Annotated in this window: 25 protein-coding genes and 1 tRNA gene; 13 read left to right on the forward strand and 13 right to left on the reverse strand. The window is 57.2% G+C overall.

Annotated features, from left to right (window positions below; genetic code table 11):
* Positions 1–83: 83 nt before the first annotated feature.
* On the forward strand, positions 84–992 hold the full coding sequence (locus GQF03_RS18070; RefSeq protein ID WP_161340698.1) for a DMT family transporter: 909 nt from the start codon (positions 84–86) through the stop codon (positions 990–992).
* Positions 989–1591: a gamma-glutamylcyclotransferase gene (locus tag GQF03_RS18075; protein ID WP_161340699.1), complete on the forward strand. Its 603-nt coding sequence runs from the start codon at positions 989–991 to the stop codon at positions 1589–1591. Before GQF03_RS18070 ends, GQF03_RS18075 begins: the two co-directional genes overlap by 4 nt.
* Here the strand turns inward: GQF03_RS18075 and GQF03_RS18080 are convergent.
* The 7 genes from GQF03_RS18080 to ftsE all read right to left on the reverse strand — a co-directional run bounded on the left by GQF03_RS18080 (position 1588) and on the right by ftsE (position 7997).
* Positions 1588–2016 carry a VOC family protein gene (locus GQF03_RS18080; protein WP_161340700.1) on the reverse strand — a complete coding sequence of 143 codons (429 nt, stop codon included), beginning with the start codon at positions 2014–2016 and terminating at the stop codon, positions 1588–1590. The genes GQF03_RS18075 and GQF03_RS18080 overlap by 4 nt on opposite strands.
* Before the next feature lie 96 nt (positions 2017–2112).
* Positions 2113–4446: an adenosylcobalamin-dependent ribonucleoside-diphosphate reductase gene (locus GQF03_RS18085; RefSeq protein WP_161340701.1), complete on the reverse strand. Its 2334-nt coding sequence runs from the start codon at positions 4444–4446 to the stop codon at positions 2113–2115.
* Between the two features lie 86 nt (positions 4447–4532).
* Positions 4533–5261 carry a 1-acyl-sn-glycerol-3-phosphate acyltransferase gene (locus GQF03_RS18090; RefSeq protein WP_161340702.1) on the reverse strand — a complete coding sequence of 243 codons (729 nt, stop codon included), beginning with the start codon at positions 5259–5261 and terminating at the stop codon, positions 4533–4535.
* 18 nt (positions 5262–5279) lie between these two features.
* Positions 5280–5864, reverse strand: a complete 585-nt coding sequence (locus GQF03_RS18095; RefSeq protein ID WP_161340703.1) for a YdcF family protein — start codon at positions 5862–5864, stop codon at positions 5280–5282.
* Between the two features lie 3 nt (positions 5865–5867).
* Positions 5868–6413: a D-glycero-alpha-D-manno-heptose-1,7-bisphosphate 7-phosphatase gene (locus GQF03_RS18100; RefSeq protein ID WP_161340704.1), complete on the reverse strand. Its 546-nt coding sequence runs from the start codon at positions 6411–6413 to the stop codon at positions 5868–5870.
* 1 nt (position 6414) lies between these two features.
* The gene (locus GQF03_RS18105; RefSeq protein ID WP_161340705.1) at positions 6415–7302 is read right to left on the reverse strand and encodes a cell division protein FtsX; all 888 of its coding nucleotides are present in this window, start codon (positions 7300–7302) and stop codon (positions 6415–6417) included.
* A complete protein-coding gene (ftsE, locus tag GQF03_RS18110) occupies positions 7299–7997 on the reverse strand; it encodes a cell division ATP-binding protein FtsE (RefSeq protein ID WP_161340706.1) in 699 nt (232 codons plus the stop codon). The genes GQF03_RS18105 and ftsE overlap by 4 nt, the downstream gene beginning before the upstream one ends.
* A 125-nt stretch (positions 7998–8122) precedes the next feature.
* On the opposite strand from ftsE, the gene GQF03_RS18115 reads away from it, so the two are divergent.
* From GQF03_RS18115 to GQF03_RS18145, 7 genes are all read left to right on the forward strand, one after another.
* Complete coding sequence (locus tag GQF03_RS18115) at positions 8123–8815, forward strand: DUF3426 domain-containing protein (protein WP_161340873.1); 693 nt, start codon at positions 8123–8125, stop codon at positions 8813–8815.
* Positions 8816–8866: 51 nt separating this feature from the next.
* Positions 8867–9412 carry a hypoxanthine phosphoribosyltransferase gene (gene hpt, locus GQF03_RS18120; protein ID WP_161340707.1) on the forward strand — a complete coding sequence of 182 codons (546 nt, stop codon included), beginning with the start codon at positions 8867–8869 and terminating at the stop codon, positions 9410–9412.
* Positions 9413–9425: 13 nt separating this feature from the next.
* The gene (locus GQF03_RS18125; protein WP_161340708.1) at positions 9426–9854 is read left to right on the forward strand and encodes a response regulator; all 429 of its coding nucleotides are present in this window, start codon (positions 9426–9428) and stop codon (positions 9852–9854) included.
* Positions 9855–10008: 154 nt separating this feature from the next.
* Positions 10009–11799, forward strand: coding sequence for a hypothetical protein (locus GQF03_RS18130; protein ID WP_161340709.1), 1791 nt, complete (start codon positions 10009–10011; stop codon positions 11797–11799).
* On the forward strand, positions 11796–12839 hold the full coding sequence (locus GQF03_RS18135; RefSeq protein ID WP_206375887.1) for a glycosyltransferase: 1044 nt from the start codon (positions 11796–11798) through the stop codon (positions 12837–12839). The genes GQF03_RS18130 and GQF03_RS18135 overlap by 4 nt, the downstream gene beginning before the upstream one ends.
* A gap of 24 nt (positions 12840–12863) precedes the next feature.
* The gene (locus GQF03_RS18140; RefSeq protein WP_161340710.1) at positions 12864–13559 is read left to right on the forward strand and encodes a class I SAM-dependent methyltransferase; all 696 of its coding nucleotides are present in this window, start codon (positions 12864–12866) and stop codon (positions 13557–13559) included.
* 10 nt (positions 13560–13569) lie between these two features.
* Positions 13570–13923: an EamA family transporter gene (locus tag GQF03_RS18145; protein WP_161340711.1), complete on the forward strand. Its 354-nt coding sequence runs from the start codon at positions 13570–13572 to the stop codon at positions 13921–13923.
* A 3-nt stretch (positions 13924–13926) separates the two neighbouring features.
* On the opposite strand, the gene GQF03_RS18150 is transcribed toward GQF03_RS18145, so the two are convergent.
* Complete coding sequence (locus tag GQF03_RS18150) at positions 13927–14448, reverse strand: A24 family peptidase (RefSeq protein WP_161340712.1); 522 nt, start codon at positions 14446–14448, stop codon at positions 13927–13929.
* A 113-nt stretch (positions 14449–14561) separates the two neighbouring features.
* Positions 14562–14647 (reverse strand) — tRNA-Leu (locus GQF03_RS18155).
* A 162-nt stretch (positions 14648–14809) separates the two neighbouring features.
* On the opposite strand from GQF03_RS18155, the gene GQF03_RS18160 reads away from it, so the two are divergent.
* The 3 genes from GQF03_RS18160 to GQF03_RS18170 are packed head-to-tail and all read left to right on the forward strand — an operon-like array spanning position 14810 to position 16486.
* The gene (locus tag GQF03_RS18160; protein WP_161340713.1) at positions 14810–15391 is read left to right on the forward strand and encodes a YqaA family protein; all 582 of its coding nucleotides are present in this window, start codon (positions 14810–14812) and stop codon (positions 15389–15391) included.
* A 24-nt stretch (positions 15392–15415) separates the two neighbouring features.
* On the forward strand, positions 15416–15913 hold the full coding sequence (locus GQF03_RS18165; protein WP_206375884.1) for a disulfide bond formation protein B: 498 nt from the start codon (positions 15416–15418) through the stop codon (positions 15911–15913).
* Complete coding sequence (locus GQF03_RS18170; protein ID WP_161340714.1) at positions 15914–16486, forward strand: demethoxyubiquinone hydroxylase family protein; 573 nt, start codon at positions 15914–15916, stop codon at positions 16484–16486.
* 12 nt (positions 16487–16498) lie between these two features.
* Here the strand turns inward: GQF03_RS18170 and GQF03_RS18175 are convergent, their stop codons facing one another.
* The 4 genes from GQF03_RS18175 to GQF03_RS18190 all read right to left on the reverse strand — a co-directional run bounded on the left by GQF03_RS18175 (position 16499) and on the right by GQF03_RS18190 (position 20005).
* A complete protein-coding gene (locus GQF03_RS18175; RefSeq protein WP_161340715.1) occupies positions 16499–17227 on the reverse strand; it encodes a hypothetical protein in 729 nt (242 codons plus the stop codon).
* A 97-nt stretch (positions 17228–17324) separates the two neighbouring features.
* Positions 17325–17882, reverse strand: coding sequence for an HNH endonuclease (locus GQF03_RS18180; protein WP_161340876.1), 558 nt, complete (start codon positions 17880–17882; stop codon positions 17325–17327).
* 195 nt (positions 17883–18077) lie between these two features.
* Positions 18078–18722 carry a DNA-3-methyladenine glycosylase family protein gene (locus tag GQF03_RS18185; RefSeq protein WP_161340716.1) on the reverse strand — a complete coding sequence of 215 codons (645 nt, stop codon included), beginning with the start codon at positions 18720–18722 and terminating at the stop codon, positions 18078–18080.
* Positions 18719–20005 carry a S41 family peptidase gene (locus tag GQF03_RS18190; RefSeq protein ID WP_161340717.1) on the reverse strand — a complete coding sequence of 429 codons (1287 nt, stop codon included), beginning with the start codon at positions 20003–20005 and terminating at the stop codon, positions 18719–18721. Before GQF03_RS18190 ends, GQF03_RS18185 begins: the two co-directional genes overlap by 4 nt.
* Positions 20006–20145: 140 nt before the next feature.
* Here GQF03_RS18190 and gluQRS point away from each other — a divergent pair, with 140 nt between their 5' ends.
* The gene (gene gluQRS, locus GQF03_RS18195) at positions 20146–20991 is read left to right on the forward strand and encodes a tRNA glutamyl-Q(34) synthetase GluQRS (protein WP_161340718.1); all 846 of its coding nucleotides are present in this window, start codon (positions 20146–20148) and stop codon (positions 20989–20991) included.
* The last annotated feature ends 31 nt before the right edge of the window (positions 20992–21022 follow it).

Genomic DNA, 21022 nt, shown 5'->3' on the forward strand with positions numbered 1-21022 from the left:
ATTGCTTGTGAAACCTATCTGCACTCTATATAGAAAGAACTGGCGTAATTACAGAATTTCCTGACCCGGGCCGACCACGTTTCATGACCGAAAACCCTACTCCATCGCCCGATACCCTGTTCATCAAGGCAATGCCCGTTATTTTCGTCTTTTTCTGGAGCACGGGCTTTATCGGCGCGAAGATGGGCCTTCCCTATATCGAACCGATGACCTTCCTTGCGGTCCGGTTCGGTATTTGCGTCCTGCTGATGATCCCGGTGGTCCTGTTGACGCGGACGCATTGGCCCGCACGGGGAATCGATTACGTCCATATTTCCATCGGCGGGCTCCTGATGCATGGCGGGTATCTCGGATTTGTCTTTCTGTCGATATCCCTGGGCACGCCGGCCGGGATTTCCTCCCTGATAACGGGCATTCAGCCGCTGATCGTTGCGGCACTTGCCGGGCTTCTCCTGAACGAGAATGTAACTCTACAGAAATGGATCGGCCTGTTGCTCGGGCTCGCCGGGGTATTTCTGGTGGTATTCGACAAACTGTCGGTTGGCGAGGGGACGCTGTTCGGCATGGGCCTTTCCTTCGTCGCCCTCCTCAGCATTGCGGCGGCAACGCTCTATCAGAAGAAATTCTGTGCCAATATGAACATCAAAAGCGGGAACCTGATCCAGTTCGCGGCGGCGGCCGTCTATTTTTTGCTCATGTCCCTGTTGTTCGAGACGGGCGACATTACTTGGTCGGGGGAACTTGTTTTTGCCCTGGCATGGTTGACGATCGTTCTCTCTCTTGGCGCCATGACGCTCCTTTATTTGTTGCTGCGGCGCGGGGCGGCGGCGAATGTCTCCAGCCTCTTTTACCTGACACCGCCCTGTACGGCGGTGGTCGCCTATTTCCTTTTTGACGAGACGCTGGGCATTCTCGCCCTGATCGGCATGGGAATTGCGGTGCTCGGCGTGGCGCTGGTAAATTATCGGTTCAAAAAAACGGGAAACATATGACACGTAAGTATGATTTGGCTTTAGAGCCGGACCTGCCGCCGGTCGATTATCCGCTTCCGGAGTTGCCGGAAAAGGAGGACCTCTGGATATTCGGCTATGGCTCCCTCATGTGGCGGCCGGGGTTCGATCATCTCGGCATAGAGGATGCCCAGCTTTATGGCTATCACCGCGCCTTTTGCGTGACGTCGGTTGTGCATCGGGGGACGCGGGAAAATCCGGGCCTTGTGCTCGGTCTTGACCGGGGCGGTTCCTGCCGCGGAAAAGGCATCCTCTGCCCGTCGGACATCCGGGAACCTGTGATCGATTACCTCTATCGCCGGGAAATGGTGACAAGTGTCTATCGGCCGAAGATGGTACGCATCCGGCTTCTGGAGAGTGGCGCCATGGCGTCCGCGCTTACCTTCGTCGCCAATCCGGGCCATGAACAATATTGCGGCAAACCCTCACTGGAGGAGGCGGCGCGGATCATTGCCCGGGCCCATGGGCGGGGCGGGCCGAATGTGGAGTATCTGAAAAGCACGCTTGAGCATCTCGATGAGTTCGGCATCGCCGACGGGCCGCTCCATCGTATTATGGAGCTGATCGAAAACGGCATTTAGCTCGCGAAGAGCTGATCCATATTCTTGAAGGCCTTGAGTTCAATGGCGTTTCCGGCGGGATCGCTGAAGAACATTGTCGCCTGTTCCCCGACTTCGCCTTTGAAGCGGATATAAGGCTCGATGATGAAGTCAACGCCCGCCGCCGTAAGTCGGTCAGCGGTTTCCTGCCATTTGTCCATCGACATAACCAGCCCGAAATGACGGCAGGGAACGCCATGTCCGTCCACATTGCTCGTTTTGGCGGTGCCGGTTTCCTCCGGTGCGAGATGGGCAACGATTTGATGGCCATGGAAATCAAAATCGACCCAGTCGGCGGAACTCCGCCCTTCTGCACATCCCAGCAGGCCCTTGTAAAAGCCCCGCGCCGCCTCCACGTCATCAACGGGAAAGGCGAGATGAAAGGGGAAGATCGTTTGTTCCGTCATTGCTGTCTCCGCTACAGAATATAAGGCGTTATTACCGCCTTTTGCCCCCCATTGAAAGCGGAATCTAGATCGCAATTCAATTCGGGAAACCGGCGGTCAACTGCATTTCGAATAGCCGCAGGTCGTGCAGGTATCGCAGCCCTCGATCCGGAGGAGGCCAGCCTCCCCGCATTGCGGACACTGGCGGAGCAACCCTTCCTTCGGCTTGCTTGTCCCGGCGACGACCACTTTCGAGACGGCCTCGCTCGCGTCGGAATTCTTCTCCGCAGGGGGCGGCAGGAAGCCGATCTGGATCATATGGGTTTCGATCACCTCCCCGATCGCCGCGAGGAGGGAGGGGACATATTTCCCTTTCACCCAGGCACCGCCGCGCGGATCGAACACGGCCTTCAACTCGCCCACCACGAAACTGACATCGCCACCGCGCCGGAAAACGGCGGAAATCATGCGGGTCAACGCGACCGTCCAGGCGAAATGCTCGACATTTTTGGAGTTGATGAAAATCTCGAACGGGCGGCGGCGACCGTCCTGAATGATGTCGTTGAGTGTTATATATATGGCGTGGTTGCTCTCCGGCCAGCGGAGTTTGTAGGTCTGGCCGGGCAGGGTGCCGGGCCGGTCCAGCGGTTTCGTCATATAGACAATGCCGCCCGCCTCGAAGCTGTCGGAGGGTTTGCTGTAAGGCACATCGAGCGGTAAATCAGGCTGCGCACCTTCCTCTGATTGTTCCTTCTTGACTTCCAGCACCGCGCCGGTGACGTCGTTGGGACGATAGGTCGTGCAGCCCTTGCAGCCCTGCTCATAGGCCTGCAGATAGATATCCTTGAAATTCTCGAAGCTGATATCTTCGGGGCAGTTGATGGTTTTGGAGATCGAACTGTCGATATAGTCCTGCACCGCGGCCTGCATCTTGACATGATCCGGCGGGGTCAACACTTGCGCATCGACAAAATAGTCGGGAAGGGGCGCGTCTTCGCCCTTTAAGCGCCGGAACAGCCGCAGGGCATAGTCGGTCACTTCCTCCGATTTCCGGGTATCGTCCGGCATCAGCACATTGCGGGTGTAGGAGAAGCTGAAGACAGGCTCGATCCCGCTGGAGATATTATCCGCAAGCAGGGAGATCGTGCCCGTCGGCGCAACGGAGGTGACCAGCGCGTTGCGAATACCTTTTTCGGCAATGGCGTCGCGGATATCCTTGTCCAGTGCCTTGATCGTTTCCCCGGCGAGATATTTCTCCTTGTCGAAGAGCGGAAAGGAGCCTTTTTCCGCGGCGAGGTCCGTTGACGCAAGATAGGCGGAGCGCTGGATCTGCGCCATCCATTTGCGGGTAAGCGCCAGCGCCTTGTCCGAACCATAACGCACGCCGCACATGATCAGCGCATCGGCAAGACCGGTAATCCCGAGGCCAATGCGCCGCTTCGTGCGGGCCTCATTCGCCTGCTCGGGCAGGGGATAGCCGGAAACGTCAACGACATTATCCATAAGGCGGACGGCATCGCGGACGACGCCGTCGAGCTTTTTCAGATCGATCGCGGCTTTCTTCTCGAACGGGCGAACCACCATCTTGGTGAGATTGACGGAACCTAGAAGACAGGCGCCATAGGCGGGCAGGGGCTGCTCTCCGCAAGGGTTGGTGCCGGTGATGGTTTCCGCATAATAAAGATTGTTGCGGGCATTGATGCGGTCGATGAAGATGACGCCCGGCTCCGCATAGGCGTAGGTCGAGCGCATGATCTCGTCCCAAAGCTCCCGCGCCTGGACAGTTTTGTAAAGGGTGCCGTTGAAGCGAAGCTCCCACGCGTCGTCGCGCCGGACGGCCTCCATGAAGGCGTCTGTCACCAGGACCGACAGGTTGAACATCCGGAGCCGTCCCGGATCCTGTTTCGCCTTGATGAAATCGAGAATGTCCGGATGATCGCAGCGCATCGTTGCCATCATGGCGCCCCGGCGCGAGCCCGCGCTCATGATCGTGCGGCACATGCTGTCCCAGACATCCATGAAGCTGAGCGGGCCGGAGGCGTCCGACCCCATGCCATGCACGGGCGCGCCCTTCGGCCGGAGGGTGGAGAAGTTATATCCGATCCCGCCGCCCTGCTGCATGGTGAGGGCGGCCTCCTTCAGGTTATCGAAGATCGAGGACATGTCGTCCTCGATATCGCCCATGACGAAGCAATTGAATAAGGTAACTCGTCGTTCCGTTCCCGCACCCGACAGGATGCGGCCCGCCGGCAGGAACTTGTAATCCTCCAAAAGCGCATAGAAGCGCTCTTCCCAATGCGCGCGCGCCTCCTCCGGCTCCGCCGCGGCCATGGCGCGGGCGACACGGCGCCAGCTATCCTCGATGGAGCGTTCCTTGCTGCTGGCATCGGCGGATTTATGCCGGTATTTCATATCCCATATCTGTTGCGATATCGGGGCGACAGGTGACATTTAAGTACCTTGAGACGTTAAAAATGCTTCTCTTTAAATATAGTCCGAAAGGTGCCTGACGTAAAATTTAATGTGCCTGTCCGCCCCTATGAGAGAAATTTCTCGCGGCCTTCCGCAACCAGGGATTCAGTTTTTTCCTCAATGCGGGTTTTCAGCTCCTTCATGAAAAGCTTGCGGTCGAGTCCGGGCTCGATGGGCGGCAGGAACTCGATGACCATGACGCCGGGGCGGCAGAAAAAGCTTCTCCGTGGCCAGAACAGGCCCGTGTTGAGCGCCACGGGCGTTACCGGCTGCTGCAGTTTCGTATAAAGCGCCGCAATACCCGGCTGGAAGGGAAGATCCTGGTCGAGCGGGGAACGCGTGCCTTCCGGGAAAATGATGATCGGCCGTTCATCCTCAATGGCTTCCTGCGCCTGTGCGAGCATTGATTTAAGTGCCGCCGCGTGCCCTTTCCGATCCACGGCGATCATCTTTGTCTTGCGGCAATACCAGCCGTAGACCGGAATGTTCAGCAACTCCTTTTTTAGAATTACCGCCGGATCGTCGGTGATCTCATGAAAGACCATGGTTTCAAATGCGGATTGATGTTTGCAGGCGACAATCGCCGCCCCTTTGGGAAGATGTTCTCGCCCACGGATTTCGAGGCGCAGATCACAGATATTTCGGAGGAGGAAAATGATTCCCTTTGTCCAGATCCGTTGCCCCAAGACGATCCATCTCCGGTCAAACGGGAGAAACGGCAGAAATGCCAGGTTCATGATCACGGACCAGGCAAAGAAGCAGATAAAAAACCCCAGGGATCGAATATGCGTCACGCGTTCCTCTCTTATCGCCTAATCATAGAGCCGGGCACGTATGAGGCTGAAAACATATTTGTTGAATTCCCCGGCAACGACCAGGAAAGCCCGCGGGTTTTTCCGCCAGCCGGTAAGCTCAAGCGTATCACTCGCGACCGGATACGCAATCAGTTTTACATCCGGCATCTGGCGTTTCAGCTCCACCAGGCTGCGCGGCATATGATAGGCGCTGGTCACGATGGCGATGTTGTCGAAGTTATGGGATTTGGCCCAGAGAGAGGTTTCATAGGCATTGCCCTCGGTATTCCGGGCGAGACGGCCGAGGTCGACGCAGCAGTTCATGATCTCCTCGCTTTGGCCCGTCGCCTGACGGAGGGTTTCACGCGTGACTTTCGAATTCACGCCCGAGACGAGGAGGCGCGCATTCTCGTTCTCCTTAAGGAGATCAAATCCGGCGGTCAGGCGGGCGGGCGTGCCGGTCAAGACGACGATGCCGTCAACGTTCTGGGCGGGGACGGGCGTCGTTTTCTCAACCTCTCCCATGAAGGTGAGGAAGCCGCCCGCCCAAAGGCACAGGAACAGAAAGACGGCCGCGATTATTTTTCCGGGGAAAAAGGGCATTCGTTAAAACCTCCCCGCGAGAATGAAGTCGGCGGCTTCGTCAAGATCGTCGGCGACATGGACGGGCAGCAAATGCCGTCCGAGGCCCTCCGCCAGCGTTTTCCGGCCCTTGCCCGTGCGCACCAGGATGCGGTGGCATCCCGCTGCTCCGGCAGCCTCGATATCGCGCGTGCTGTCGCCGATCATGACGGTCTCGCCGGGCCGCGCATTGAACTTGCGCATAGCCTCGATCAGCATTCCGGGCCCGGGCTTGCGCCGATCCGTCGCCGCCCATGGGGCATCAGGGGCCACGATGATATCGTCAAGCCGCCCGGATACCTTGGCGAGAGCCTCGATAAGTTTGCCGTGGATCGCCGCCAGCTGCTCCTCAGTGATGATGCCGCGCCCGATACAGGATTGATTGGTTGTCACAACCAGCTTGTGGCCGTGACTGTTCAGCCGCGCGATCGCCTCAAGCGAATTTGGAATGAAGACAAGTTCCCCCGGATTCTTGACGAAATCAGGCCGATCTTCATTGATGACACCATCCCTGTCCAGCAATACGAGCATCCTACATCATCCGTTCAAGCGACCCCAGAACCACCCGCCGAACGGTAAATCTGGTCAACAGGGCGACCATCAACGGCAGCAGCAACAAGGCGATAATTCCTTCAACTCCCAGGGAAAGCGGCGGCAGCATCGATGCCTCCAGCGATCCAACGAGAAAGTTGAAAATAAACATGACAATGATGGCGACGATAAGGCCGGGAAGGGCGCCGAGAAAACTGAGGCGGGCAAAGTAATTCTGGAACTGTTCGGCGATATACTGGTCGCGCGCGCCGATAAGATGGAGGACCTGGATCACCTCCGCATGCATGATGAGGCCGGTGCGGACCGCGAATATGACGATAATGACGGTTACCGCGCCGATCAGCAGCATGATGGCGGCCGCCAGGATCTGGACGGAGCGGCCGAGCAGCACCATCTTGTCGAGCCAGGGCCGGTGGATGTCGAGACGGGCGCCGGCAACCGCCTCGCCCAGTTTTTCGTTCAGTGCCGCAAGATCGATGGCACTGTCTTCGTCGATAATCACTTCGATAAGCCGGGGGATCGGCAGATCGCCAAGCGCGGCATTCCGGCCGAGGAATGGCTCCAGCAGTTTCAGGGTTTCCTCCTGCTCGATGGCCCTCGCCGCGGCGACGCCGGGCGTCTTCGAAAGGAGTTCGACGGCATCTGTGACTTTTTTGTCGAGATCGGCGGTCGGATCGAAGGCAATCTCGACCGTCAGGTTGCCGGTCAGGGTTGCCGACCAGTCACTGATGGCGTTGCTCAATGAAAACAGCCCACCGATGGCAAGCGCCGCAAGGAAGATCATGGCCGCGATGACGACAGGAAGATAGCGGGTGGATACATCCTTCTCCAGCTGCAGTTCCGCAGATTTGCCGATAATTTGCATCATCCGCCGTCCCGACTGAATTGCGAGGGCAGCTCATCCTGCTTGCGCGTAGTCAGCATCCCGTCTTTCAGGAACATGACCGGATTTCCGAACCGTTTAATCAGCCCGAGGTCATGGGTCGCGACAACGACCGTCGTTCCGATCTTATTCAGCTCCTGGAACAGATACATCAGCCGCAGTCCCATTTCCGCGTCCATGCTCCCCGTTGGTTCGTCGGCGATCAGGAGTTGCGGGCGGTTGATGACCGCGCGGGCGATGGCAACGCGTTGTTTCTCGCCGCCCGAGAGGGTTGGCGGTTTCGCATCCACCTGCCGGCCGAGGCCCACCCATTCGAGCAGTTCCGCGACATGCTGGTAAATCTGACTGTTCTTGGCGCCGGCTATCTTGAGCGGCAGGGCGACATTTTCCAGCGCCGAAAGATGGTCGAGCAGGCGAAAATCCTGAAAAACAACGCCGATTTTACGGCGCATCGCCGGAAGATCGTCGCGCGCAAGGGAGGAAACCTCCTTGTTGAACAGGGTAATCAGGCCACGGCTCGGCCTATGCGACAGCGCGAGCAGTTTCAGCAGCGAGCTTTTGCCTGCGCCCGTCGGCCCGGTCAGAAAATGGAAGGAGCCGGGCTGCAGGTGAAAGCTGATATCGCGCAAGACCTCCGGTCCCAGGCCATAACGCATGCCGACATTTTCGAACCTGACCAATCATTCCTCCCAAAGGTTACGCGACTGAACATAAACTATGTTAGATTTATCAGCCAGTCTTGTGCATGTCCAAGCAAACGCCTATAAAAAAGAAACTTTAATCCGTGAGATGGTGACTCTCGCCAATGATTTTAACCTGTCCAAGTTGCGCAACCCGTTATTCGATTGACGCGATTACCATCGGCCCGGAAGGGCGCGCCGTGAAATGCGCCAAATGCGGGCATAAATGGCGGGAGTATCCGCCGACGGATATGCCGAAGACACTGACCGAGCCGCCGCCGGCAGTTGACAGCGCCCCGCCGCAAGAGCAGGGCATGAGCATCGAGCAGATGACGAAGGGGCAAGCGCCCGGCCCGGCGAAGGTCGCCTCCGGCAAACCCCGGCGCTGGATCGCCTGGCTGTTGTTGCTTCTGGTCTTGGCTGCGCTTGTTGGCGGCGCCTATTTCGGGCGCAATTACGTGGTCATGGCGTGGCCCGCCTCGGCGCAAATGTACCAGTATCTGCGCATCGATGTTGAAACACAGAATATGCTCGGCCTCGAAATCCATGACCTTCGAACCAAGTCCGTCCTGCAAAATGGCGTGACCACGCTGACGGTCTCCGGCATTATCAAGAATATCACCGACAGTCCGCAACCATTGCCGCGGATCAAGATTGCACTTATCGATGCCGAGGGGCAAAGTGTCTACAGCTGGACAACGACTGTCGAGGAACCGGAAGTCATGCCCTGGGGGCAGGTGGAGTTTTCCAGCAGTATGAATCAGCCGCCCGAAGAGGCGAAAAATGTCAAAGTCGATCTTATCGACCCCGAGAATTAATCGCCGGCCATTCGTGAGGCCGGTACCGCCGCTATTTTTGGAAGGACCATTATGAGCAAGGCTGAAATGAAGCCGGACATCGAAATTTTGTTCGCAAGCGCGGATATCGCGAAGCGCAACGAAGAGCTCGCGGAGGAAATCGCCGCGACGATGGGGTCGGATATCCTTGTTATCGCCGTTCTCAAGGGGAGCTTTGTTTTTGCGGCCGACCTGATCCGGGCTCTGCATCATGCCGGGGTCAATCCGCAGATCGATTTCATGGCCCTCTCCTCCTATGGCGACAAGACCGTCAGCAGCGGCTCCGTGGTCATCACCCGCGACATCGTCGATACGGTCAAGGGTCGCAAGGTGTTGCTGATCGATGATATTCTGGAATCCGGGCGCACCATGGCCTTCGCGACGGCGGAACTGCTCGGTCGCGGCGCCGCGACGGTGAAGACCTGCCTGATGCTGGATAAGAAGGGAAAGCGCGTCTCCGATTTCGAGGCGGATTTCGTCGGCTTTGACTGTCCCGACCTGTTTGTCGTCGGGTACGGCCTCGATTACGCCCATTACTACCGCGAACTTCCCTATATCGGGTATATCGTCAAGCATTGAACGGAGGGCAGGTATGGCGCGCATTTTGATTGCTGAGGACGAAGCCGCCCTTCGGGAATTCATCAGCCGCGCCCTGACCCATCATGGCCATGAAGTCGTGGCGGTCGCGGATGGCGCGGAGGCGCTTTCCGTCCTGCAAAAGAAAACGCCGTTCGATCTTTTGCTGACCGATATTGTCATGCCCATCATGGACGGAATCGCCCTTGCCCTCAAGGTATCCAAGGATTTTCCGGGCCTCAAGGTTCTGATGATGACGGGCTACGCGGCGGAACGGCAGCGGGCCTATAACCTGGACATGCTCATCCACGACGTCATTGCCAAACCCTTCACCCTTGATGAAATCTGTGAAAAAGTGACCGAGGCGCTGGCCAGCGACCCTGCGCCCCATAATCCCGCCACCACGTCCGATGCCGGACTGCTTTCGAAAAACAAGAACAGATAGCGTTCCCGGCATCTCTTTAAACGACTTCAGGTTGCTCAAGATTTCATCGCCATCCTTCCTTTTTGTTAAGGAATTTGCGGTACATTTCAGACCATCTGCATTGAACGATGTTTTCTGAATTTAGGGACCTGTTTTGACCGCTGAACGCGTTTTTATGTTTTTGCTGCTATGGCTTACCTGTTTCGTGGTTTTGCCGGCGCAACTTGCAACCGATCCGGACATCTTCGCGCCCAAGCAGCCGGATGCCTTTATGCGTCTGGAGCGGGTGAATACGCTGGTCGAGACGGGCAACTGGTATGATGGCCATATCGCCCGCGCCGCCGGCGCGGAGGGTGCCGATATTCACTGGACGCGGCCGATGGATCTGCTGATCCTTGGCGTCGCGGCGCCCCTGGTCCCGTTTATGCAAACCAGGCAGGCCATAGAGATCGCGGGCGTTGCATTGCCGGCGCTTATGTCACTCATTCTCGTCTTCGTCTGTATCTGGGCGGTGATGCCGTTGATGCAGCCCGGGAATTTGTTCTCGATCGTCATACTCCTCGCCGTCCAGCCGATTATCCAGAACTATTTCGGTATCGGGCGGGTGGATCACCATATGGTCCTTGCGGTCCTAACGGCGGCCGTCCTCGGGTATCTTATCCGGCTTGATAAATCCGGCAGTAATTCGCGCCCGGCGTTGCTCGCGGGAATTCTGACTGGTCTTGGCATATGGATCAGCCTGGAATTTCTTGTCGTCTATGTTCCGGTAACGCTGGGTCTCGGTGTTTGCTGGCTCCTGTGGGGAACATCCTGGCGGCGGATAAATCGCGATTTTGCGCTCGGCGTCGGTCTCGCCTGCCTTGCGGCCGTCCTTGTCGATGTGTCACCGGATAACTGGCTGACGGCCCGTTACGATCGCATTTCAATTGCCCAGCTTTTCCTGGTTTCCTGTCCGGCCGTCTTCTGGATTCTTGTGGCAAAGACAAGCGAATGCGGCGGCACTATTACTGCTCGCATGGTCGGGGCCGGGCTGTTTGCCATCGTCTGTCTGGCGCTGATAAAATTCTGGTATCCGGGTCTGTTTATCGGACCGGAAGCGGAGGCGGACCCGCGCATTGCCGCAATCTGGTATGACAATGTCAGCGAAATGCTTCCCCTGTTCACCAGTATTCGAAAGATGATCCTCTTTTGTCTTTTGCCGTTCTGCGGAATTGTCTACGGCCTGTTCGTTCTCTCGGGGAAGCGGCATCAGGAGCAGCGGCATACATGGGTTCTGCTGTCGCTAGTCCTTGTTTGCACGGGCGCGCTTGCCCTCGCGCATATGCGGACGGCGTTGTATCTCTCGGTTGCCGGGGTTATCGCGGCCGGCCCCCTCATGGAGGACGTGCTGAACGCCGTGAGCGCGCGTTTCAGCGGATGGAGAAAAGGAGCGACGGGCCTGCTGGTCCGCGCCGTCATTATTCTCGGCCCCTTCTCGCTGGCGGTTTTGGTGGGTGCCTTTGCAAACGGACTGAAACCGGCGGCGGCCACCACGGTGACACAGGCGGCGGAGACAGAGTGCACTGTCCGGGACATCGCCGGTTTTCTCGCCGATGATAAATTCATTCAGGGCCGCGGCGTTCTGCGCTTTGCCAATAACCTCGATTACGGACCGGAGCTTATATACCGCACGCGGCATCACTTTCTTGCCGTGCCCTATCACCGGAACGGCGAGACGATTTTGGACACATATGACCTGATGACGGCGGTGGAATTCAGCCGGAGCCGCGACCTTCTCGGGAAATACGGGATTGACTATATTCTTATATGCCCCAATGCTTCGGACGAAACATACTTTCGGAAGTCTGCAGAGGCATCCGTTCTCTATAACCGTCTGGTCAATGGAGATTTGCCGGAGGAACTGGTGCCCGTTGAGGCGGCGCCCAAACCCTGGATGCTCTTCGAATATAGGGGTAATGCGATGTGACCCAAAGTTATTTGCGCGAACGGCTGGAGGTTCATGAGAAAACCGCGAAGACGGAATATGTTCCGTCGATTGCGGTCATGGTGCCTTGCCTGAACGAGGAATTGACGATCGGCAAGGTCATCGCCGACTTCCGGGCCGCGCTGCCACGGGCCAGGATCGTCATTTGCGATAACGCCTCGACCGACAATACCGCGGCTGTCGCCGAAAATGCGGGGGCCGAGGTCATCTATGAAGAGCTGCCCGGTAAGGGCAACGCCATCCGGCGGCTTTTTTCCGACATTGACGCGGATATCTATGTGATGGTCGACGGCGATGACACCTACGAGGCCGGCCTTGCGCCAAAACTGGTTGCACAGCTGTGGGAACATCGCCTCGATATGGTTTGTGCAAAGCGCGTTGCATCGGCGAATGCGGCCTATCGCAAGGGGCATGTTTTCGGAAACCGGATGTTTTCCGGCATCGTTGCCCGCGTGTTCGGCCGGCGGTTTGCCGATATCCTGACCGGGTATCGGGTATTTTCACGGCGTTTCGTCAAATCCTTTCCCATCCTGTCGGAAGGCTTCGAGATCGAGACCGAGCTCACCATTCATGCGCTTGAACTGAATATGCCGGTTGCTGAAATTGCGAGTGCCTATAATGAACGCCCGGAAGGGTCCGACAGCAAGCTACATACCTTTTCCGATGGGCTCAAGATCTCAAAACTCATCTTCAAGCTGGTCAAGGACGAACGCCCGATGACCTTTTTCGGGGCGCTGTTTCTCCTGTTTGCGGCGATGTCGATCATTCTCGCCATCCCCATCACCCTCACCTTCATCGAGACGGGACTGGTTCCGAGATTGCCGACGGCGGTGCTGTCGAGTGCCTGCATGCTGCTATCCTTTCTCTTCCTTGCCTGCGGATTTATCCTGGATTCGGTGACCCGCGGCAGACGGGAACGGAAGCGAATTTCCTACCTGTCCATTGCCGGTCCGGCGGCGATCAACGTGCGATCGCAGACCGAGGCTGCCCCGGCGCGGGAATTCAGGGAGTACGCGGACTAGTTGGCAGTTTGCGTAAGATGTCGGATGAACCGCGAAACCACGAATAAAATCAGGTTTGTACTGGAAGATTTATTGCCGCCGTTGTTGCGGGATTCGGTTTTGTTCAAATGGCTCGCCAAGGCCATCTGGGGCGACCATATCGTCGCGCTCGCGGAGTTTCGCAAGAATGCGCCTTTTCTGACCGACGAGGAATATGAGAAGCTCTACCGCCAGCATCCCCGCGTCCATGACCTCACGGATAACTCGGACGCCTGCATTCGCCGCATTGCCGAGGAAGTTGTCGGACGGTCCATAATCGACGTCGGATGCGGAACCGGATATCTGCTCCGGCGAATTATGGAAATCCGCGGGGAAGAATTTGACAGGGTGACGGGAACGGACCTGATCGTCCCCGACGCGCAGGAGGGCATCGAACTCGTCCCGGCGAAAATCGAGAAACTGCCGTTTGCGGACGACGCGTTCGATACGGTGATCTGCACGCATGTGATTGAACATATCCTCGACTACCGCACCGCGATACAGGAGCTTCGCCGTATCTGCCGCAGGAAGCTTATCATCGTTGTGCCGCGGGAGCGGGAGTATCGGTATACGTTCAACCCGCATTTCAATTTTTTCCCGTACCCGGAGAGTTTCCTGAGGGCGATGCAGCCGGTGCCCGCCGATTATTCGTGCGAGGACATCAACCGGGACATTTTTTACTGCGAGACGCGCGAGTCGTGAGGAGGAAGTAATGGATTTTGCAAAAGATGCGGCCCTGATCATGCTGCCCATCGTTATTGCCGTTGGGCAGATCCTCTTCAAGATCACCAGCCGCGACGTCGCGGCGCTGGATGTCGCGTCGCTGCTGAAGCTATCCGTGAACGGCTATTTTATTGTTGCGTTGCTGCTGTACGCGGTGGCGACCGTGGCCTGGGTTTATGTGCTGCGGCATTTTCCGCTCAGCAAGGCCTATATGTTCATGGGCCTCACCTTTGTTTTCGTGCCGCTGTTGAGCTACTGGTTCTTGAAGGAGCCGATAAGTCTCCGGTATCTGGCGGGCGCGGCCTTTATCGTTCTCGGGATCTGGCTGGCCCGGACGGCCTGAACGTCACATGACCTTGATAAACTGGTAGAAAACCACGAAGCCGGCCGCGGCGATGGCAACGCCATAAGGAAGCTGCAAGCCCAACGCCTTACCGGCCTGTAACATCGGCGCCGGTTTCTTCAGAACAGTCATGAAAAACCAGTCAACCAGCCCGGAAACGGCCGGCATTCGGTAAATTATCATCGGAATGACATAGATCAGGGCGAGAATGCCGCCGGCAAGGCAGGTCATCAGCAAAAGCAGCATCAGTTGATCCGGCCCGGCCCAGAAGGCGAGAGCCGCCAGCAGCTTGACATCGCCACCGCCGAGCCAGCCCAGCGAAAAAATGAAAATCCCGACGACGAGAACGGCCATTCCGCACAGCAGATGCCAGGGCATTTCCGCCCAGTCTCCGGCAAATCCCGCGTCGACGAAGTACAGCGCCGCGATAATGAGCGGCAGCAAATTCGGAATCCGGCGGGAGAATACATCCCATGCCGCAGCAAGAAGAACCAGGCCACCGGCGGACATCATCAGGACAGGCATTTACGCATCCTCTGGAGCAAAGCAGTAACGATTGCCGTAAATCCTAGCCGCCAGTTATTAGGATATGGTTAAGGAAAGGCGACCGCGAAAGTGGGAAATCTGCGATATGCCGGTGGTGCCCCTGGCCTGACTCGAACAGGCACGCCCTAAGGACAACAGATTTTGAGTCTGTCGCGTCTACCAATTCCGCCACAGGGGCCCGTGTGGAAAATCCGCACTATAGCGATGAATTTTGAAGGGTCAATAGGACTTCTCGCCGATGATATCATTAGATGAAATCGACGATAAGCATTGTGGCCGCGCGCGAAAACGGCTAGAAAGTTTAGTCTTTATTTGGTTTTGTCTAGCTTTTGGTCCGCCTATGTTGCGACGTTTGTATGATTTCACGATGGGACTGGCGGCAAAGCCGCGAGCGAAATGGTTTCTCGGCGGCGTTTCCTTCGCCGAAAGTTCGTTCTTTCCGATCCCGCCCGATGTTCTGCTGATCCCCATGGTGCTGGCCAATCGCAAGGAAGCCTGGCGCCTTGCGTTTCTCTGCAGCCTGACCTCGGTGGTTGGCGGGATGTTCGGCTATCTGGTCGGCTATCTCTTTTTCGACTGGATCGGCGCGCCAATTATCGATTTTTACGGCTATACGGACAAGTTTGACAATTTTACCGACGCCTATAACGAATGGGGTGGATGGATCGTCGCCTTTTTCGGGCTGACGCCGTTTCCCTACAAGGTCATCACGATCGCCAGCGGCGTCACCCATCTCGATCTTCTGGTTTTTATCGTCGCATCGGTCCTGTCCCGCAGCCTCCGGTTCTTCCTGGTCGCCGGGCTTCTCTGGAAGTTCGGGGCGCCGATACAGCTGTTTATCGAGAAATACCTCGGCCTCCTGACCATTCTCTTTTTCATTCTGCTCATTGGCGGGTTCGTGGCGATCAAATATATGCTGTAGAAGACGAGAAAGGACCCGGCCGCTTTGCCAATTTTGAGAAAAAACGCACTTTGGGTGGCCCTGCTCGCGAGTATGGGAGCCTTGGGAACTGCTTTTGTCGCACAGTATGTATTTGATCTCTGGCCCTGCGTCCTCTGCCTCTATCAGCGCTGGCCCTATGCGGCCGTCATTGTGATCGCGATTGCCGGGATCGCCCTGCAACGGCGTATGGGGGCGGGACCCTTCCTCCTCCTGTGCGCCGTCGGGTTTCTCGCAACCGCCGCAATTGGCGGTTTCCATGTGGGCGTCGAGCAGGGCTGGTGGGAAGGAACCGCGGAATGTGTCGGCGATACCAGCAAGGTGGATAATCTCCAGGATCTGAAGGCCAAGATCATGTCGACGCCGATTGTCCGCTGCGATGAGGTGGCATGGTCGCTCTTTGGCATATCGATGGCGGGATATAATGTCATTGCGGCGACGATTCTTGCTGTTTTTTGCCTGTTCTCCGCGCTAACTTCAAGGAAGAGCGAGTTGGAGGCGTAAATGAGAAAAAAGACCGCGAAAGACACCAAACCGGCCTTCGGGCGCCAGCCCGGCGACCTCAGCCCCCGGGAGCAGATTGAACGGATCATCCGTGTCGATCATGCCGGTGAATTCGGCGCGGTGCGGATTTACGAAGGTCAGCTTGCCGTCCTTGAAAAAACCGAATCCGGAGAGACGCTTCGCCATATGAAAGCGCAGGAAGAGGTTCATAGGCAGAAATTCGAGGAATTGCTGAGCGAGAGACGCGTCCGCCCGACTATTTTAAGCCCGCTCTGGCACGTCGCCGGATTCGCTCTTGGCGCCGGCACGGCGATGCTGGGCAAGGAAGCGGCGATGGCCTGCACGGAGGCCGTCGAGGAAGTGATTGACGAGCATTATCGCGATCAGCTCGACACGCTGGATGACAGCGAGGGGGAGCTGAAGGAAATTATATCCAGATATCGCGATGAAGAGATTGAGCATCGGGATATCGCCCGCGAGCAGGGCGCAAGTGAAGCGCCCGGCTATGAACTTCTGACCTCCGCCGTAAAGGCCGGATCGAAGCTTGCCATCTGGCTGTCCTCACGGATCTGACGATCCATAGACTTACGGGAAATCGCAGCGCGTCGCCGAAATGGTGGCGAAGCTTTGCTTGCCGGCAAGAATGCTGAAGCGATACTCGTTGGGTCCGAAAACCACGCTTTTATGCAGCGGCAGAACACCGGTGAGTTTTTCCGTCTGGCCACCCAGCTGCGTGAAGAGGATCTCGACCGGCTGGTTCGGGTCATACCAGGCTTCGACCTTTCCTTCCGAATTGGTAACCGAGGTCCCGTTTCCCGTTACCGTAATGGTGCCATCGCCAAGGCTGATGGAATTTCCCGGGCTCGAGAAAATCGGGGTATTGACGATAAAGCGCTTCGTTTCGGGCGCCGCGTCGCAATTCTGGCTGTTCTGCGCGAGCGTAATCAGGGAAATCAGCCGCTCCGGCTCCAGCCCGTCGGCCAGGCGTTTCTGCACCAGATCGAGAATATCGCGCGTCGGCCCGCTCGGGATTTCATTCTCAAACTTGTCGCGCCAGACACGGGCTTCCGCCAGCGCGGCGCTCTGCTTGTCGAGTGCGGCCCGGGCCTGATCGTTCAGGCGGTCATTTTCTGTCGTCAAAACGATGACCTGGCCTTCGATATCGGCAATGCGCCGATCCGCATTTGCCTGGCCTTCATAATATCCATAGACGCCGGCACCGGCCAGCAGCGCGATGTAGAAGACGAACTTGAAGAAGCGGTTGCGCCGTTGCCGCGCTAGTTTTTTTTCTGAAAGACCGAGGCCATAACTCATTGTGCGTCACATCTCAACGGTGAAAGGAACAGGTGTAAATTGGCTATTATATAGACGCCGAAGCGCGGTAAAGGCAAGTGGGGGTTGGGAAAATCGCTTATTCTTCGAGTTCTGTGTCCCAGTAGAGATAATCCCGCCAGCTTTCATGCAGGTAATTGGGCGGGAAGGCGCGGCCCTGTTTGTTGAGCATTTGCGGCGTGGGTATGTAAGGACGGATTTCCGGGAACATATTTACTTCCCGGGGAAGCCTGCCTCCTTTCCTCATGTTGCAGGGCGCGCAAGCCGTTGTGATATTCTCCCAGACGGTCTGTCCGCCGAGGCGGCGCGGCAGCACATGATCGAAGGTCAGTTCCTCAAGCGATCCGCAGTACTGGCAACGGAATCCGTCGCGCAGGAATACGTTAAAGCGGGTGAAGGCCGGCTGCTTGCTCTGTTTGATATAGCGCTTGAGACTGATCACGCTCGGCAGGCGCATCTCGAAGCTGGGGGAGCGGACGACCCGGTCATATTCAGAGACAATATCGACGCGCTCAAGAAACACCGATTTGAGCGTATCCTGCCAGGACCACAATGACAGCGGAAAATAGCTCAACGGCCGGTAATCGGCGTTTAAAACCAGGGCCGGATATTTTTCCACGGACGTTTGCAAGGCTATCGTAGTCTCCAAACAGGATGTTTTCGTTGAAAGTTTGGCCTGTCCCTCCGAAAATTGCAAACCCTAATACAGCATTTTGTATGAAATATTTTTGAAACTACCGCATGTTGAGGGCTTTATTCTGCCAAACCGACGCTCCCTTTAAGATAGAGTTGTCCGGGTAGATTGTCGAGCGGTCCGGGAGATAACGCCGCCTTATTGCGCGGTGTTTTTCCGGCGTGTTGGCGCCTGGACGACATCGGCATAATAGCGCCAGAGGATCCGCGCGGCGAACGTCCGGTAGGGCCGAAGCGGTTCCGCCAGCGCGTCCATTGTGGCGATGTCCGGCCGGTCGGGCAGTTTCTTAAGATGACCGAGGGCGGCCTGCAGCGCGACATCGCCCGCCGGCCAGATATCCGTCCGGCCGAGACAGGAGATCATGTAGATTTCCGCCGTCCATCGGCCAATCCCCTTCACCTGGGTGAGCTGGTCTCGCACGGCGTCGTCATCATGGCCGTGAAGCGCCTCCAGAAGCAGTCGGCCCTCGATGATCTCTTCGGCGAGGGCGCGGCAATATCGCGCCTTTTGACGACTGAGCCCGAGGGCGCGCAACTCTTCCTCGCCATGCCTGATCAGGCGGTCCGGCGTAAACGGCGTCACCGCAGCGGTCAGCCGCCGCCAGATGGCCTCGGCGCTGGCCAGCGACACTTGCTGTTCGACGATGATTTTCGTCAGATGTTCAAACCCAGCCGGTCGCCCGCGATCCGGCAGGGGTTGAATTAGGGTGAGGGCATGAGCGAAGTCCGGGTCGCGGTCGGCGATAAATGCCAGAGCCGCTGCACTATCGCCGTCCGCCGTCATTGCGTTGTCGCAAAGGCCGTCGTCATCCCGGTCGAGCAGTTCAGGCTTTGCGCGGCCAGTGCGATCTGCTGCGCATCGCTTTCGCCGTCTTCAACCTTGTGCGGGATGTCCGGCGTCAGGCCGACGCCGTGGAAGGTCGGGCCGCCGCCTGTGGTAAAGCGTCCGGTGGTCAGGCGGAGCCCGCCGCCATTGCGCAGCGGCATCAGCGACTGCATCAGGCCCTTGCCATAACTCTGTTCGCCGAACAGCTTTGCCCGGGCCTGATATTTGAGGGCGCCCGCCACGATTTCAGACGACGAGGCGGATTTCTTGTTCAGCATGACAACGATAGGCGCGCCTTGCGTCTGGTCTCCGCTGTCCGCCTCGCGGGCGACAAGTTCGCGGCCGCGGTTTTCGACGGAATAGATATTGCCGCCATCGAGAAAGGCATCCGCAACGATCTCGGCGGCGGAGACGAGGCCGCCGGGGTTGTTCCGCATGTCGAGAACGATACCGCAAAGGCCGGACCCCAGCCTGTACCGGATATCCTGTAGCGCGGTGGTCACGCCCGGGCCGGTTTTCTTGGTAAAGGAGAAAATCCGGATATAGCCGACATTCCCCTCGATATGATGGGCGACGGCGGCAACTTCCACTTCACGGCGTGTCACGGAAATCTTGAGCGGTGTCGGCGCATTCACCCGTTTGATGGTCAGCGCCGCCACAGTATTTTCTGGGCCGCGCAGCCGTTTGCGCGCCTGCGCCAGAGTAAGGCCATCGATCGGATCGCCATCAACATGGGTGATGATATCCTTTTCCTGCACGCCGGCTTCCTCGGCGCCGGAGCCGGCAAGCAGGCTCATGACGGTCAGTTGGCCGTCAATCGTCCGGATATGTATGCCGAGGCCGACGAAATGGCCGTCCAGGCTTTCGCGGTAAGAGGAAAAGCTTTGCGGCGCCATATAGCCGGTATAGCGATCCATCGACGCGAGCATGGCATTCAGCGCGCGGGTGGTCGGATCACTCTCTCCTTCATCGTCCTCGGGAATTGCTTTCAGGCCCTCTATGGCCTTGTCGATAAGATCTTCGGGGTTGACGTCATCCACATAGCGCCGATCCACTGTCTGCAGCACATCGGCCATAATGCCAATATTCTGCGCCATCATGGGATCATTCTTGACCGTCTCGCGATAGGCCATTTCGTACCGGTCCATCGCAACATTGACATCATGGTCTCTGGTAATCGGAATCGCACAGGCCGTCACCAGCATCAATATGTTCAGTGCGATCAATATTCTTTTAAACATTTGTCTCGCCCGTTGAAATTTTTTATAATTAACAAAATATTAACAAAGGCTAGCGCCGGGCCGGTTGGCTGACAAGAAAAACAGATAAAATTTTAGATGTATTTGAGTATTTTTTTCGGACCGACCTCCTTGTTAACTATATGGTAACTATAACGCGTTTCGCGCCAAGCCCAACAGGTTTTCTTCATCTCGGACATGTTTATTCGGCATCGCTCGCCCGCAGGAGGGCGCGTGAGGATGGCGGGAAATTCCTGCTCCGGATCGAGGATATCGATGTCACCAGATGCCGCCCGGAATTCGAGGAGGCGATCTACGAGGACCTGGCCTGGCTGGGTCTCGACTGGGATGCGCCGGTACGCCGCCAGAGCGATCATTTAGACGACTATGCCGCCCTGCTCGAGAAGCTCAGCGACCGCGATTTGATCTATCCCTGTTTTTGCACGAGAAAGGAAATTGCGGCGGAGATCGCCCGCAGCAATACCGCGCCGCATGGCCCCGAAGGTCCAGCATATCCGGGCACTTGCCGTAACATGACGGATGCCGAGCGGCAGTCCCGGTTCGCGCGCGGTGACGCATACGCGCTTCGGCTGAATATGGTTAATGCGGTTGCCTCGGTTGACCTCGCCGCCCTGCGGTTTGAGGAAATCGGAAAGGGCTTCATCCTATGTGATCCGTTGCCCTTCGGGGACATCGTACTTGCCCGGAAAGAGACACCGGCGAGCTATCATCTGACGGTCACCTTTGACGATGCGATCCAGAATGTTAACCATGTTATCCGGGGGCAGGACCTGTTCCCCTCGACCCATATTCACCGGTTACTGCAGGCGCTTCTTGACCTGCCGACGCCCGCCTATTTTCACCATGGACTGATCTCCGACAACAAGGGCCGGCGCCTGTCGAAACGTGACAAGGATGCAACAATCAAATCTTTACGTGAATATGGTTACCGTCCCGAGGAGGTTCTGAAAATGGTCGATTATGGTTAATTTTCGGCACTTTTCTGCGAATCTTCCCACC

The organism is Sneathiella chungangensis (assembly GCF_009882935.1).
In the GTDB taxonomy this organism is placed as follows: domain Bacteria; phylum Pseudomonadota; class Alphaproteobacteria; order Sneathiellales; family Sneathiellaceae; genus Sneathiella; species Sneathiella chungangensis.